We start from the raw sequence: 15,243 nt of genomic DNA, 5'->3' as shown, positions 1-15,243 counted from the left end.
TGATGTGTGAATGGATGCTGCTTCTTTTCTGCGCATCACATCTTTTTTGCAGGAGCAGTCCTGCCTAATTCAAGTTAAGGACGGTGATCATCATGAATGAAATGTTTGATGACCGGATTCCTCCACAGAACATTGAGGCGGAGCAAGCCGTGCTCGGAGCCATTTTTCTCGAACCCGCATCATTGATTACAGCTTCTGAAATTCTGATTCCAGAAGACTTTTACAGAGCATCTCATCAGAAGATTTACAATGTCATGCTCGGGCTTGCGGATAAAGGAGAGCCTGTTGACTTAGTAACAGTCACCTCAGAGCTTGCAGATGCCAATTTGCTAGAGGAAATCGGCGGTGTATCTTATTTAAGCGACCTGGCGGGTTCTGTCCCGACAGCAGCCAATATTGAATATTACGGCAGAATCGTCGAGGAAAAATCTATTCTTCGCCGCCTGATCCGCACGGCAACAACCATTGCCCAGGACGGATATTCGCGCGAAGACGAAGTGGCGGTTCTCCTCAACGAAGCCGAAAAAAACATCATGGAAGTCTCACAGCGAAAAAACGCAGGAGCTTTCCAGAACATAAAAGATGTACTCGTCCAAACGTACGATAACATTGAATTGCTCCACACACGAAAAGGCGACATCACGGGAATCGCGACAGGATTTACCGAGCTCGACCGGATGACGGCAGGCTTTCAGCGAAATGACCTTATCATCGTGGCGGCCCGTCCTTCCGTTGGTAAAACCGCCTTTGCCCTGAATATCGCCCAGAACGTCGCAACAAAAACGGACGAAAATGTCGCCATCTTCAGTCTTGAGATGGGTGCAGACCAGCTCGTCATGAGGATGCTCTGCGCAGAAGGCAACATTAACGCCCAGGCACTGCGTACAGGAAACCTGACCCCTGAAGACTGGGGCAAGCTCACAATGGCCATGGGAAGCCTGTCTGACTCAGGCATCTACATCGATGATACGCCGGGTATCCGTGTCAGCGACATCCGCGCCAAATGCCGCCGCCTTAAGCAGGAAAGCGGCCTCGGCATGATCCTGATTGATTACCTGCAGCTCATCCAGGGAAGCGGACGGAACAAGGACAACCGTCAGCAGGAAGTATCCGAGATTTCCCGGACACTGAAGTCTCTCGCAAGGGAACTCAAAGTCCCGGTCATTGCCCTTTCCCAGCTTTCCCGCGGCGTTGAGCAGCGTCAGGACAAGCGTCCGATGATGTCCGATATCCGTGAATCCGGAAGTATCGAGCAGGATGCCGATATCGTAGCCTTCCTCTACCGGGACGATTACTACGATAAAGAATCCGAAAACAAAAACATCATTGAAATCATCATCGCCAAACAGCGTAACGGACCAGTAGGCACCGTCAGCCTGGCGTTCGTCAAAGAATACAACAAATTCGTCAACCTGGAACGGCGCTTCGATGATGCCGGCGTCCCTCCAGGTGCTTAGAAGCTGTCCATTACGGGCGGCTTTTTTTGTTTGATCAGGGGCAGTGCTGGTGAACGTGTATAAAGGATGCGTTCTATTATTTAGGAGGCATCTGGAAATTTTCAAGTAAACGGCTATTTGCGGCAAGTAACGGATTGGCTTTTTCTAGTAAGATAGGTATTTTGGCAAGTATTCGGCGCGGGTTGGCAAGTAAACGACCTGGATGGCTAACGAGCCTCGTTTCAATCGTTTGAATGCTCAAAATCTTCTTCGAGCGGGACGCATGTATGAAGGAAGCGACCTTTCATTTAGGAGGTGTCTGGAAAATTTCAAGTAAACGTCTGTTTGCGGCAAGTAACGAATCGTCTTTTTCAAGTAAAAGAGGTATTCCGGCAAGTATTCTACGCGTATTGGCAAGTAATTGACCTTGATGGCCCGAACGGGTACCATTGCCATTATCTATCACACATCCCCCCTTACAGAATGAAACCCCAAATCAGAGGTTAACCTATGAAAAGAAGAACCAAATTACCCACAATCACGATATATTACGAACGAAAAGAAAATGAAATCTCATTAATGTTCGTCTTTTCGTTGACTTTTGACCGTTCTGCTGGTAGAATTAGCTTGTTTGATTGAGCGAAACTAGAAAGTGTTTTAAAAAACCGGAGGTGCACATTAATGTCTTCAGTAGTAGTAGTTGGTACACAATGGGGAGATGAAGGAAAAGGCAAAATCACCGATTTCCTTTCCGAAAATGCGGAGGTCATTGCCCGTTATCAAGGCGGAAACAACGCCGGACATACAATTAAATTCAACGGTGAAACATATAAGCTGCACTTAATTCCATCAGGTATCTTCTACAGTGATAAGACCTGTGTAATCGGCAATGGAATGGTCGTTGATCCTAAAGCTCTTATGACGGAGCTTAAATATCTTCACGACCGCGGTGTCAGCACAGACAACCTGCGCATCAGCAACCGGGCACACGTTATTCTTCCTTATCACCTTAAACTGGATGAAGTAGAAGAAGAGCGCAAAGGCGCAAACAAAATCGGCACAACGAAAAAAGGAATCGGACCTGCTTACATGGACAAAGCAGCACGTGTCGGCATCCGTATTGCTGACCTTCTTGACCGCGAAGCGTTTGAAGAAAAGCTTGCGCGCAACCTTGAAGAAAAGAACCGCATGCTTGAAAAGTACTATGAAACAGAAGGCTTCACAATGGAAGAAATACTTGATGAGTACTATGAGTACGGCCAGCAGTTCAAACAGTACGTCTGCGATACAGCTGTTGTGCTGAACGACGCTCTTGACGGCGGCAGACGCGTTCTGTTTGAAGGTGCACAGGGCGTTATGCTTGATATCGACCAGGGCACATATCCGTTCGTTACATCATCAAACCCTGTTGCAGGCGGCGTAACGATCGGTTCAGGCGTAGGCCCGACGAAAATCAACCACGTTGTCGGCGTATCTAAAGCCTACACAACACGTGTTGGAGACGGTCCGTTCCCGACAGAACTTGATAACGAAATCGGCCACCAGATCCGCGAAGTCGGACGCGAGTACGGAACAACAACAGGACGCGCGCGCCGCGTCGGCTGGTTTGACAGTGTCGTTGTCCGCCACGCACGCCGCGTCAGCGGAATTACAGACCTGTCCCTTAACTCAATTGACGTTCTGACGGGCATTGAAACACTTAAAATCTGTACAGCATACAAGTACAAAGGCGAAATCATGGAGTCATTCCCTGCAAGCCTTAAAGTTCTTGCTGAATGTGAGCCGGTATACGAAGAGCTTCCGGGCTGGACAGAAGACATCACAGGGGTTCGCGACCTCGGAGAACTTCCGCAGAACGCACGCAACTACATTGAGCGCGTATCGCAGCTTACAGGCATTCCGCTTTCCGTCTTCTCTGTCGGACCTGACAGAACGCAGACAAACGTTGTAAGAAGCGTATACAGCTAAGCCATTTAATCGAAAGGGATTCGTCCCTTTCGATTTTTTAATTATTTTTAAAATAGTCTTGTGTTTGAGCTGTTATTGAACTATAATAATTTAGGTCGGCAGATAATCGCTGATCCATACATACTTCGGCTTGGTAGCTCAGTCGGTAGAGCAAAGGACTGAAAATCCTTGTGTCGGCGGTTCGATTCCGTCCCAAGCCATCAAGAAAAGCGGAAGCACCCGTTTAGCTCCGAAAGCCAGATAAGAACTGAACCGAAAAGTCCGGGTTTGACTTTTTGGGGCAGTTTGTTCTGGCAGAGGAGCTGGGTGCTGGAGCTGGACACCGATACGAACACACTAAAAAAGACATGATCCTTAACCGGATGCATGTCTTTTTTGTTATGCCTATAGTCGCATAACCGTTACATAAAAGTGCATAATTTTACATCAAAGACTAAAATATGACATCAATAATACAGAAATGTTACATTTTTGAAAATGGCTAGGTAATAGTCTGATAATATGGTAGGTTAGTAGAGTGGCTAAAAAAGAAATCCGCAAACATAGAACTATAGGCTTATATAGATGATAGATAAAGTACTGATCAGTGGTCATTTGGGAGGAAATTGTATCGTGTTTAAGCGCATAACTGGATTCGTTGGAAACAACGTGAAGCATACAAACAGCACTATAAAGAAAGCATTATTCGGTCTGACTTTCGCAGGCGCCATGACATTCGGCATGAATGCTTCTGCAGAGGAAAATCTTGAGACCGTTTACCATATTTATCTGGACGGCAAAAGAATCGGAACGGTAGACAGTCAGCAGTTAATTGATGACCTTTCAAAGCAAAAGATTGAAGAGGCCAAAAAAGAATATAAAGATTATCAATTAACGGTTGAAGAGATGGAAATTATCCCTGAGCAAATGTTCCGTCCTGCTGCAAGCAACGAGGAGACACTTGCCAAGCTGAAAGAAGAGCTCAATGTAGCAGCAGACGCAGCTTTACTTAAAATAGATAATCAGACTGTCGGCTACTTCAAGAACAAAGATGAAGCAGAGAGAGTCCTTAAAGCCTACAAAGCCAAGTACGTTCCGGCTGAACAGGTAGAACAGGCCGAGAAGATGAAGCAGTCCTCACAGCCGCTTCAGCCATTAAAAGAAAATGAATCTCGTATAGTAGACGTTTCATTCTCGGGAAAAGTTTCAATTACTGAGGAGAAAATTTCTCCTGAAGAGGTGCTGACGGCACAGGAAGGCGTAAAGCTCCTTGCAAAAGGCACGCTTGAAGAGAAAAAACACAAAGTAAAAGACTCAGATGTCCTTTCAAAGGTCGCTTCTGAATATAAGCTTTCTGTTGAAGAGCTGCTTGCTCTTAATCCGGGTCTGTCAGATGAGAATGTGATCAAGCCTGGTGAGGAATTGAACGTAAAAGACTATAAGCCTTTTACAAATGTCCTTGTAAAAGAAGAGGTTTCAAAAAAAGAAGCCATTGCCTATGAAACAGAAGTAATTGAAGATTCTAAGATGTTTAAAGGCGACAAGAAAACGAAGCAAGAAGGCAAAGACGGACAAAAGCTTCTTAACTATGTTGTTCACAAAGAAAACGGCAAAGAAGTAAAACGTGAAACAACAAAAGGAGAAACACTTGCTGAACCGGTAAAAGAAATCATCGTAAAAGGCACAAAAGTGGTTCCTTCACGCGGAAACGGCTCTCTCCAATGGCCTGCTGTCGGCGGATATGTTTCAAGCAAGCTTGGAACGCGCTGGGGCAAGATGCACAAAGGAATCGACATTGCCCGTCCGAGTGACCGCACGATCAAAGCGGCAGACAACGGCAAGATCATCTCTGCAGGCGATTCTGGTGCATACGGAAATAAAGTTGAAATCGATCATGGAAACGGCATGAAGACGGTTTATGCCCACCTTGATTCAATCTCTGTATCGGTCGGAGATACGGTCTCCCAGGGACAGAAAATCGGTGTTATGGGTTCTACCGGACGCTCAACAGGCGTTCACCTTCACTTTGAAGTCTATGAGAACGGAAAACTGAAAGATCCATTGAAGTATTTAAAGAGATAACCTTGGGCCATGCCCGAGGTTTTCCTCATTTTAACCTTTCTGACTTCAAGTGCTAAAGACAGCTCGGCTTATGGCCGGGTTTTTGTCTTTTCACCACTGATTTGCAGCACGGGGTTTGGGATATCCTAAAAAGAAACTGCCTGAAAAGATGAATCTGCCTGTCATAAGTGGTAAATTAAGAAGAGAGCACGTAACACCTTATATAAAAGGGGCGATTGGCCGTGGAAAAGAAAATCTTAGTTGTCGATGATGAAAAGCCGATTGCAGATATTCTGCAGTTTAACTTAAAAAAAGAAGGCTACGACGTTTTTTGCGCCTATGACGGAAACGAAGCGCTTGAAATGGTTGAAGAAGTGCAGCCTGACTTAATCCTTTTAGATATTATGCTTCCAAACAAAGACGGAATGGAAGTCTGCCGCGAGGTCCGCAAAAAATATGAAATTCCGATTATTATGCTGACGGCGAAAGACTCGGAAATTGATAAAGTGCTTGGACTTGAGCTCGGAGCGGATGACTATGTGACGAAGCCTTTCAGCACAAGAGAACTGCTTGCACGCGTCAAAGCGAATTTAAGAAGACTTCAGGCGCTGCCTCCTGAACAGCAGTCTGATAAAAACGAAATTGAAATTGGCTCTCTGACGATCCATCCTGATGCCTATGTAGTATCAAAACGCGGGGAAACGATTGAACTGACACACCGCGAGTTCGAATTGCTTCACTATTTGGCCAAGCATATCGGACAGGTCATGACCCGCGAGCATCTTCTCCAAACCGTATGGGGCTATGACTATTTCGGCGATGTGCGCACAGTCGACGTAACGGTCCGCAGACTTCGTGAAAAAATCGAAGATAACCCAAGTCATCCAACATGGATTGTGACAAGACGAGGTGTCGGGTACTACCTGCGTAACCCTGAACAGGAGTAGGACTCATGAACAAAGTCGGTTTTTTCAGATCCATCCATTTCAAATTCGTCATGGTCTATGTACTCCTGATCATGATTGCCATGCAGATTATCGGTGTCTATTTCGTTCAGCAGCTTGAACGGTCCCTCACCGAAAATTTCAATACATCCATTACGCAGCGAATCAATTTCATCAACTACAGCATCGAGCAGGAAATGTCCAAGGAGAGGACGGAGGATCCGACCGGAACCCTCCCCACTCTTGAAGAAGACATTACCGCCATACTAAAGGATTTCGCAAAGGATGAAATCCAGGAAATCCGTGTCATTGATAAAAACAGCCGCGTCATTGCGACATCTGATCCGAACAACAGCGACATTATCGGCAAACGCACGACAGAGGTGCTTGTCAAACGGACGCTTGTCTTTGAAAAGCCGGACGAGAAAGTCTATATAGATAAACCAACAAGCAGGCGCGTGAAAATCTCTTCCACACCGATCAAAAACATCAATCAGGAAACGATTGGCGCCCTCTATCTAGTCGCTTCGATGGAAGAAGTTTTTTCTCAAATGCGGGTCATCAACGGGATTCTTGCGACCGGAACCGGTATTTCCTTGGCAATTACGGCACTTCTCGGCGTATTCCTGGCTAGGACGATTACCAGGCCGATGTCCGATATGCGAAAGCAGGCATTGGAACTTGCCAAAGGGAATTTCTCGCGAAAAGTCCGCGTTTACGGCGAGGATGAAATCGGCCAGCTGGCGGTGACGTTTAACAACCTGACAGACAAGCTTGAAGAAGCGCAGGCTTCCACTGAAGGCGAGCGGAAAAAGCTTGCTTCCGTTATTGCCCATATGACGGACGGCGTTATCGCGACAAACCGCGCAGGCGACGTGATTCTCGTGAACAGTCCCGCGATAGAAATGCTGAACGTTTCACGTGAAACGGTGCTTGATGTTCCGATTACAAAGGTTCTCGGCATTGACGATGAATATACGTTTGATAGTTTAATTGACCAGCAGGACTCCCTCATCCTTGATGCAAGTACAGAGGACAAACCGTACATCCTGAAGGTCAACTTTTCGACGATTCAGCAGGAGCAAAAACGCATCACCGGTTTGATTGCCGTGATCTACGATATTACGGAGCAGGAGAAAATTGACGAGGAACGCCGCGAATTCGTTGCGAACGTGTCACATGAGCTGAGGACGCCGCTTACGACGATGCGCAGCTACCTTGAAGCACTTGCTGACGGCGCGTGGGAAGACAAGGACATTGCCCCGCAGTTTTTGAATGTAACGCAAAATGAAACCGAGCGGATGATCCGCCTTGTCAACGATCTTCTGCAGCTGTCAAAGCTCGACAGCAAAGATTACCGCATCAACAAAGAGTGGGTCAACTTCACAGCCTTCTTCAACCAGATTATCGACAGGTTTGAAATGACGAAAGAGCAGCATGTCTCCTTCCTCCGCGACCTGCCGGAAGAAAAGCTTTATGTCGATATTGATCCTGATAAAATAACACAGGTGCTAGACAACATTATTTCCAACGCCCTGAAATATTCTCCAGAGGGCGGACTGATTACTTTTAAGACAGAAATCATTGATGACATGCTGCAGATCAGCGTTACCGACCAGGGCATGGGCATTCCAAAAGGAACAGAGCATAAGATCTTTGAGCGGTTTTACCGCGTGGATAAGGCAAGAACGAGAAAGCTTGGCGGCACAGGACTGGGGCTTGCCATCGCAAAAGAAATGATCGGGGCCCATGACGGTGAAATCTGGGCGGAAAGCGTGGAAGGCAAAGGGACCACAATCCTGTTTACCCTTCCATTTACAAGGGATCAAGAGGATGAGTGGGATGAATCGTGAAAATATAAAAACCGTTATATTGGTGCTGCTCGTCTGCGGAAGCGTGTTTTTCACCTACAACCTTTGGACGTTTAAGCCGAACTACGATTTTATCGACAGCAGCCAGTATCTTGAAAACGAGCCGATCAGCAACGTGAAGCATGAACCGGAGGACGTCATCCGTCCTTTTCAGATGATGGTTCATGATAAAGCAGAGCATTACGGCACCTACAGGCCTGAACGGATCGACTTTGTCTGGAATCAACTGAAAAACTGGAACATAGGCGAAGTGAAAAATGTTTCCGGTAAATATACGGCAGATGAGCTGGATGAGTGGCTGACGGGGAAAAGCGAATCAAGAAAGATCGAGTTTCTCTTCAGCGACAAAGTTCCGTTTGAACTCTTTCAGTCTATTTTTCAATACAAGTCTCAAAAGACCATCTACTCTTCATTTGACCGGATTGTCCTTCCAAGCGGAAAAAACGGGTCGTTTCAAAAAATCCTGTTTATTTCAATGGAGCAAAGACTCGTCTATGAAGCTTCCATCAGCAATGAGAACGCCAAAGGCATCATTGCGTCTGTGATTGAAAAGCGGGAAAACCTTGACCGCTTCGTGCCTGAGGTGATTTCAGAAGACAATCGCCTGCTTCTTCCTGAGGAGCGGATTGCCCTTGATGAGAATGAATATATCATCAATTCCGTCAATGGAGAAGAGTTCAAACGGGCGCTCTTTACGAATCCCGATTATGTCCGCCGGGAAATGAAGCCGACACAAAACGTTTATACGGATGGAACGAGTCTTTTGACGATCTACCCGAGCCAGGAGCGGCTGCGGTTTGTGAACCCGACGATTGACCCGAGCATGTTTATTGAACGGGGAAAAGCGATGAAACAGAGCATCGAGTTTTTAAATGATCACGGCGGATGGACGGATGAGTACCACTTCTACAACATGAACCCCGACAGCCAGCTCGTCTCATTCCGTCTGATGATCGATTCCATTCCCGTTTTTGAAAACAACTCAAAAACATTCGGCCCGACGGAGATCGCGATGCGCTGGGGAGATAATGAAATCGCCACCTACTCAAGACCGCTCTACCGTCTGAATTCAGGCTACAACCCAAGCTCTGTCGACATGCTTTCAAGCAAAGAAATTGTCAGCCAGCTGAAGCAGAAAAAAAGCATCGAACCGGACAAAGTAAAGCGGGTCTTCCCTGCCTATGAAATGTCGGCAACAGCAGAACCGAGAATCGTTGCCATCAAACCGTATTGGTACGCTGAAACAACGGGCGGCCAATACGTGAAACTGTATACCGAAACGCTTGGAGGGAACAGCGATGGACTGGAGTAAAACGAAAACCATTTTCATTCTGGCTTTCCTTGTCCTAAACACCTTCTTGGCCATTCAATATTTCAATATCGTCATCACCAACAGCCGGTATGATGTCATTAAAGAGCCGCTTATCGAGGAGCAGCTTGCGGCAGAGGGCATTACGTACAAGAAGCTTCCGGAAGGCAATGAAACAGGCGCCTACATTACGGCTGAAAGCAAGGTGTTTACAGATGAAGAGCTGAAGTCCCTCCCTGCTCAGGACGTTCTGAATCTCGAGGATAAAATCACGTCCCTGCGGGCGGAATTTGAAAAGCCCTTCACCCTGCCTGAAACGAACACACAAAGCAAGCTTAATCAAATCGTCAGAGAAAACATTCTCTCAGGCGACCAATATGCCTTCTGGAAAACGGACAACGTGAAAAACACGATCATCTACATCCAGACATACAATGACCGGCTTGTGTTTCAGGACCTGTCAGCCGACCAGAAAATCGGGATGCTGACACTGTTTTTAAATGATAAAAACCAGCTAGTGAGTTACGAGCAGACGCTGCTTGAAAACATCCAGGACCTTGAGGGCAAGCAGGATACGCTTCCTGCCATTAAGGCGCTTGAGGCCCTTTACAACAAGAATGACTTAAAACCGAACAGTACGGTGACAGAGGTTCAGTTCGGCTATTATACGCCGTTCCCGCTCTCGGGCGAACAGATCCTCGCCCCGACCTGGCACATCGTCGTCAATGATTCGGAGGATTATTACGTAAATGCATTAGAAGGACAGGTCATCCGTTCTAATGAAAAATTGGAGTGAACGCAATGAGTCTGCAATTCAGTGTTCTCGCAAGCGGAAGCACGGGAAATGCAACATATGTCGAAACAGATCAGCACTCGCTGCTCGTTGATGCCGGATTCAGCGGCAAGCAGATGGAAGCCCTGTTTCAGCAGATCGGAAGAAAAATCAATAAGCTGTCCGGGATACTTGTTACCCATGAGCACAGCGACCACATTAAAGGCCTTGGCATCCTGGCACGCAAGTACAATCTGCCTGTCTACGCCAACGAAAAAACGTGGCAGGCAATGGAAGGACTGATCGGTGCGATCCATCCCGATCAGAAATTCATCTTCCAGACCGGGACCGTTCAATCATTCGGCGGAATCGACGTCGAATCATTCGGCGTGTCCCATGATGCAGCCGAGCCGATGTTCTATACCTTCCACCACGAAGGGAAAAAGCTGGCTCTTATCACGGACACCGGATATGTCAGCGACAGAATGAAAGGCATCATCCACAATGCGGATGCCTTCGTGTTCGAAAGCAACCATGACGTGGACATGCTGCGCATGGGGCACTATCCGTGGAGCGTCAAGCGCCGGATCCTTAGCGATGTCGGCCACGTTTCAAACGAAGACGCGGCGCTTGCCATGACCGATGTCATCGGCGACAACACGAAACGCATCTACCTTGCCCATCTCAGCAAAGACAACAACATGAAAGAGCTCGCACGGATGTCCGTCCAGCAGACGCTTGAGGGCAAAGGCTACATGCCGGGAGAGCAGTTCGACCTTTACGACACAGACCCGAAAACCCCCACCCCCCTTGTGCTTGTTTAGCACAGAAATTGGAGTTTTTTTGAAGATCCTTGGGTATACTGAATCTATATTACGTCCTGCAAAAGCTCCTGCTAAAAAGGAGCTTTCGCGCTACATAAAAGATGGGTGGGATAACCAATGGGGTACTATGATCAGGACTATGAACACTACAACCGGAAGCAAAAAGGCAACCGCGGCGGCAAATTTCTGCCCGGGTTGCTGGGCGCCATCCTAGGCGGCCTGCTCGTCCTTTTTTCCGTTCCGATCCTTGCCAACATGAACATCCTTCCTTATGACCTCGCCCTCGGCGGGGACGAGGAGGATACAGAGGACGAAACACCGAACTCGACCGTTCCATCCCGGAACATTTCCGTGGATGTGAGCACGGCGGTCACGAAGGCGGTAGACAGCGTCTCAAAAGCGGTCGTTGGCGTCGTCAACATCCAGGAAGCGGGATTCTGGAATGAAAAAGGAGAAGCCGGAACCGGATCAGGTGTCATCTACAAAAAAGAAGGCGGAAGTGCCTTCATCGTCACCAACTACCACGTCATCGAAGGAGCCACGCAAATCGAGCTCAGCCTTAGCGACGGTACGCGGATTCCTGCTGAGGTCCTCGGCAGCGACGAGCTTATGGACCTTGCTGTTCTAAGATCCGAAAGCAAAGCAGTCGAGCAGGTCGCCGAATTTGCCAACTCCGACAACGTGAGACCTGGAGAACCGGTCATCGCCATCGGAAACCCGCTTGGCCTCCAGTTCTCGGGCTCTGTCACACAGGGCATCATCTCCGGCACCGAGCGCGCCATTCCGGTCGACTCGAACCAGGACGGAGAAGTCGACTGGAACGCGGAAGTCCTCCAGACAGACGCAGCCATCAACCCCGGCAACAGCGGCGGGGCGCTCGTAAACATCGACGGCAAGCTCATCGGCATCAACTCCATGAAAATCGCCGAATCAGCGGTTGAAGGAATTGGTCTGGCAATCCCGATCAACCTTGCTGTACCGATCATCGAAGACCTTGAGAAATACGGCGAAGTCAGACGCCCGTTCCTAGGAATCGGCATGAGATCCTTAAACGAAGTCTCAAGCTACCATTGGGAACAGACGCTCAAGCTGCCTGACAAAGTGTTATCAGGAGTTGTCGTAATGAGCGTGAACCCGGTCTCCCCTGCAGGCCAGGCCGGCTTAAAAGAAATGGACGTCATCACCGAATTTGACGGGCAGGAAATCAAAGACATCATCGACCTGCGCAAGCAGCTCTATAAACGGTCAGTCGGCGAAGAAATCGACATCACCTACTACCGTGAAGGAAAACAGAAATCAGTGAAGCTAAAGCTCGGAGAAGAACAGGAGGGGTAAACTTCTCCTGTTTTTTCTTGTTAGCCAATCTGTTGATAAAGGAGTAGTAAACATGAAATGCTGCGAAGAACACATTGAATTAGCGATAGATATGTATGTAGACGAGCACGAAATAGCTCCAGAAATCGAAAAAATCAGAGAAATCAACAAGTTATCCACAACCTGTGAATTGTGCACAAACCCTGCTGTATATATAGTGGGGAACTAATATTCGCACACTAAATGTGGATAAGTTGTACACAAATGTGGATAACATCTGTTGGTAATCTGAAACAAAGTGGGGATAGCCTGTGAACATCACAATTTGCACAATCGGCAAGCTAAAAGAAAAATACCTGAAACAAGGAATCGACGAATTCCTCAAGCGACTAACACCATACGCCAAAGTCGACATCATCGAACTCCCGGACGAAAAAGCACCCGAAAACCTCAGCGAATCCGAAATGGAAATGGTCAAACAAAAAGAAGGCGAACGCCTCCTTTCAAAAATTTCTGATGACACCCACGTCATCGCGCTGGCGATCAAAGGGAAAATGAAATCATCCGAGGAGCTTGCAGCTGATCTGGACCGGCTTGCTACATATGGCAAGAGCAAAGTGGCGTTTGTCATTGGCGGATCTTTGGGATTGAGCGATGAGGTCATGAAGAGAGCGAATGATACCCTGTCATTTTCGAAAATGACGTTTCCGCATCAGTTGATGAGATTGATTTTGGTGGAGCAGATTTATAGGGCTTTTCGGATTAATCGGGGGGAGCCGTATCATAAGTAAATGAGATGTTTAGCAAAAAAAAAAATTAATAATAGGAGCAGAATAATCAACTTAAAAAGTGACAACTCCCATTCAACTTTAGTAATCAAAGTAGAAAAATAGCCTAGATGTTTGTAATAGAATATAAAAGAAAGAAGGGAGAATCATGGAAAATGAAAGATACAAAGGTGTGAAGTACTACGAAGGGGCGGATTTGGCAAAAGGATATATGCTAGATAAGGCTAAAGAAGTTTACGAGGAGCTATCAATAGGAGAGTAAGCGAAAGACTAGAAAGTGAACTCTTTAAAGATGGAAATGGGCTTGGAACGGATATAGTAGTCGAGTTCAAAGAAAATGTAGAGGGTACCGTAAAACATTTTTTCACATTAAGTAGAGTAGGATTAGTAGTTGATAAAAAATGGTTAGAAACAAATCTTGATAATCCAACGTTACTGAACAACTTTATTTACATATTTGAGTTTGTAAATTCTACAGCCTGCAGATAATCCGAACTTTGAAAAGTGCAAATCTATATTTACAACTATTGAAAGTATAATTAAGTGATATAGGTTTTATTTAGAGGATGGTTACATTTATGAAGAGCTGATTCAAATGGAAAGCAAGCTTTTACCATTTTCGGAATGTCCAAGTATAACAAATCACAGATACCTTTATATAATATGATGTTTTCTGACCAAAGTAATATTACTTATTTCCCTAAGTATGGAGATAGACAATATAATACGTTTATTGAAAGGTTGAATGCTGATAAGCTGTATTTACAAGATATAGAAGATTATCAAAAACCGTCTTTAGATTGGCTAATTGACCATGATTATGTAGCGGTAAATGAAAGTAATGAAATAGTGTTAGTAAATAGGGATCGAACATTTATATATTATTATATCTATAATAAAGGTGTAGTTGTATCTAATAAGCTTTCTGATAATCTAAAGCACGAGGTTGATAAGCTATTGAATGAAGGAGCTTTAGTTGCTGAAAATAAATTATTAACAAGGCAAGAAGCTAATTATATAGATTATTATTTGAATAAAAGCAATTTTATAAATGGGCATGACTTGAGGAACAAGTATTTACATGGTACGTCTTCTGGTCATTATAATGAAAACGAGCACTATGTGTAATTTCTATAAGATTATTTTTAACAGGAAGGTGTATTGATATAGAAGAATATAAATATAAAAATATTCCTATAATGCCCAGAATCATTGAAGAACTTATTTTAACGTTATTTAACGGTAAACTAATTAAAAGAGATGAAATTGTAACAAAAGTTTTAAAATTTCATTTGGATCAAGGAGGCAGAACTCCTGATGCAGTCGATTTTCCCAGGTCAGTTAAAAAAGCTTTAACAAATTTGGCTAAAAAAGAATTAGCTAAAAATGTATCGCATGGATTTTGGGAAATAGGTGGTTATCAGAAAGAAATTGATGATGTAAGTTTAGTAGAAGAAATGAATGTTTTAGAAAAAGAATATCTATTACAAGAAAGGAAAGAATATCAGGAGTTCGGAGAAGGAAATTCAACAATATATCTTTACTATTTTGAGAGTTATAGGGAACTAGCAAATCTAAAAGGTGAGCTAAGTTGGCCATGTAAAATTGGATTATCGGAAAGAGATCCAAAATTAAGAGTATTGTCGCAAGCTGCTACAGCGCTTCCGGAAATACCTAATATAGAATTTATACTAAAAACAGACCAACCACATTTATTAGAATTAATAATACATTCCATTTTAAAAATTAGAGGAAAACATATTGAACACTCCCCAGGTAAAGAATGGTTTAATACGAATCCATCAGAAATATTAGAAATCGTAAAGTTTATAAATGGCGAGCATAGTGTATGAAAAACCGCACTTAGTTATGCTATGGTGAGCTGTATCATAAATAACATGAGTAACAATTAAAAATAAACACCAAGAGAGTCTACTTCTACTGAAGAATGCACTCTCTTGGTGTTTTAACTTTATT

General features: G+C 45.3%; 14 protein-coding genes and 1 tRNA gene. 14 read left to right on the top strand and 1 reads right to left on the bottom strand.

Annotated features, from left to right (window positions below):
* Positions 1 to 92 precede the first annotated feature (92 nt).
* Complete coding sequence (dnaB, locus tag JOJ89_RS20985; protein WP_029282958.1) at positions 93 to 1,457, top strand: replicative DNA helicase; 1,365 nt, start codon at positions 93 to 95, stop codon at positions 1,455 to 1,457.
* Between the two features lie 283 nt (positions 1,458 to 1,740).
* Here dnaB and JOJ89_RS20980 read toward each other — a convergent pair whose 3' ends face one another.
* The gene (locus JOJ89_RS20980) at positions 1,741 to 1,902 is read right to left on the bottom strand and encodes a hypothetical protein (protein ID WP_203289288.1); all 162 of its coding nucleotides are present in this window, start codon (positions 1,900 to 1,902) and stop codon (positions 1,741 to 1,743) included.
* Between the two features lie 215 nt (positions 1,903 to 2,117).
* Between JOJ89_RS20980 and JOJ89_RS20975 the strand changes: the two genes are divergently transcribed.
* The 13 genes from JOJ89_RS20975 (at position 2,118) to JOJ89_RS20915 (ending at position 15,119) form a co-directional block, all read left to right on the top strand.
* A complete protein-coding gene (locus JOJ89_RS20975; RefSeq protein ID WP_029282960.1) occupies positions 2,118 to 3,404 on the top strand; it encodes an adenylosuccinate synthase in 1,287 nt (428 codons plus the stop codon).
* Positions 3,405 to 3,531: 127 nt separating this feature from the next.
* A tRNA-Phe gene (locus tag JOJ89_RS20970) sits at positions 3,532 to 3,604 on the top strand.
* 412 nt (positions 3,605 to 4,016) lie between these two features.
* Entirely contained in the window at positions 4,017 to 5,465 is a 1,449-nt protein-coding gene (locus tag JOJ89_RS20965; RefSeq protein WP_242524644.1) for a peptidoglycan DD-metalloendopeptidase family protein, read from the top strand.
* Between the two features lie 221 nt (positions 5,466 to 5,686).
* A complete protein-coding gene (gene yycF, locus JOJ89_RS20960; protein ID WP_029282964.1) occupies positions 5,687 to 6,391 on the top strand; it encodes a response regulator YycF in 705 nt (234 codons plus the stop codon).
* A gap of 5 nt (positions 6,392 to 6,396) precedes the next feature.
* Positions 6,397 to 8,241 carry a cell wall metabolism sensor histidine kinase WalK gene (gene walK / locus JOJ89_RS20955; protein ID WP_203289286.1) on the top strand — a complete coding sequence of 615 codons (1,845 nt, stop codon included), beginning with the start codon at positions 6,397 to 6,399 and terminating at the stop codon, positions 8,239 to 8,241.
* Positions 8,231 to 9,571, top strand: a complete 1,341-nt coding sequence (locus JOJ89_RS20950) for a YycH family regulatory protein (RefSeq protein ID WP_203289285.1) — start codon at positions 8,231 to 8,233, stop codon at positions 9,569 to 9,571. The genes walK and JOJ89_RS20950 overlap by 11 nt, the downstream gene beginning before the upstream one ends.
* On the top strand, positions 9,558 to 10,364 hold the full coding sequence (locus JOJ89_RS20945; RefSeq protein ID WP_203289284.1) for a two-component system regulatory protein YycI: 807 nt from the start codon (positions 9,558 to 9,560) through the stop codon (positions 10,362 to 10,364). Before JOJ89_RS20950 ends, JOJ89_RS20945 begins: the two co-directional genes overlap by 14 nt.
* Positions 10,365 to 10,369: 5 nt before the next feature.
* Positions 10,370 to 11,164 (top strand): MBL fold metallo-hydrolase, encoded by a 795-nt coding sequence (locus JOJ89_RS20940; RefSeq protein ID WP_203289283.1) that lies wholly within the window; start codon positions 10,370 to 10,372, stop codon positions 11,162 to 11,164.
* Between the two features lie 117 nt (positions 11,165 to 11,281).
* Positions 11,282 to 12,499, top strand: coding sequence for a S1C family serine protease (locus JOJ89_RS20935; RefSeq protein ID WP_203289282.1), 1,218 nt, complete (start codon positions 11,282 to 11,284; stop codon positions 12,497 to 12,499).
* Positions 12,500 to 12,551: 52 nt separating this feature from the next.
* On the top strand, positions 12,552 to 12,707 hold the full coding sequence (locus JOJ89_RS20930; protein ID WP_070878890.1) for a CxxH/CxxC protein: 156 nt from the start codon (positions 12,552 to 12,554) through the stop codon (positions 12,705 to 12,707).
* A gap of 82 nt (positions 12,708 to 12,789) precedes the next feature.
* Positions 12,790 to 13,269, top strand: coding sequence for a 23S rRNA (pseudouridine(1915)-N(3))-methyltransferase RlmH (gene rlmH, locus JOJ89_RS20925; protein ID WP_203289281.1), 480 nt, complete (start codon positions 12,790 to 12,792; stop codon positions 13,267 to 13,269).
* A gap of 660 nt (positions 13,270 to 13,929) precedes the next feature.
* Entirely contained in the window at positions 13,930 to 14,394 is a 465-nt protein-coding gene (locus JOJ89_RS20920; RefSeq protein ID WP_203289280.1) for a hypothetical protein, read from the top strand.
* Between the two features lie 71 nt (positions 14,395 to 14,465).
* Entirely contained in the window at positions 14,466 to 15,119 is a 654-nt protein-coding gene (locus tag JOJ89_RS20915; RefSeq protein ID WP_203289279.1) for a GIY-YIG nuclease family protein, read from the top strand.
* The last annotated feature ends 124 nt before the right edge of the window (positions 15,120 to 15,243 follow it).

This window comes from Metabacillus sp. cB07 (genome assembly GCF_016839225.1).
GTDB classification, from domain to species: domain Bacteria; phylum Bacillota; class Bacilli; order Bacillales; family Bacillaceae; genus Bacillus_P; species Bacillus_P indicus.
This window is presented reverse-complemented; position numbering and strand designations above follow the sequence as displayed.

Coding starts and splice junctions, on each gene's coding strand:
- dnaB (WP_029282958.1), top strand. CDS start 93: ATGAATGAAATGTTTGATGACCGGATTCCTCCACAGAACATTGAGGCG.
- JOJ89_RS20975 (WP_029282960.1), top strand. CDS start 2,118: ATGTCTTCAGTAGTAGTAGTTGGTACACAATGGGGAGATGAAGGAAAA.
- walK (WP_203289286.1), top strand. CDS start 6,397: ATGAACAAAGTCGGTTTTTTCAGATCCATCCATTTCAAATTCGTCATG.
- JOJ89_RS20950 (WP_203289285.1), top strand. CDS start 8,231: ATGAATCGTGAAAATATAAAAACCGTTATATTGGTGCTGCTCGTCTGC.
- JOJ89_RS20945 (WP_203289284.1), top strand. CDS start 9,558: ATGGACTGGAGTAAAACGAAAACCATTTTCATTCTGGCTTTCCTTGTC.
- JOJ89_RS20940 (WP_203289283.1), top strand. CDS start 10,370: ATGAGTCTGCAATTCAGTGTTCTCGCAAGCGGAAGCACGGGAAATGCA.
- JOJ89_RS20935 (WP_203289282.1), top strand. CDS start 11,282: ATGGGGTACTATGATCAGGACTATGAACACTACAACCGGAAGCAAAAA.
- JOJ89_RS20930 (WP_070878890.1), top strand. CDS start 12,552: ATGAAATGCTGCGAAGAACACATTGAATTAGCGATAGATATGTATGTA.
- JOJ89_RS20920 (WP_203289280.1), top strand. CDS start 13,930: ATGATGTTTTCTGACCAAAGTAATATTACTTATTTCCCTAAGTATGGA.
- JOJ89_RS20915 (WP_203289279.1), top strand. CDS start 14,466: ATGCCCAGAATCATTGAAGAACTTATTTTAACGTTATTTAACGGTAAA.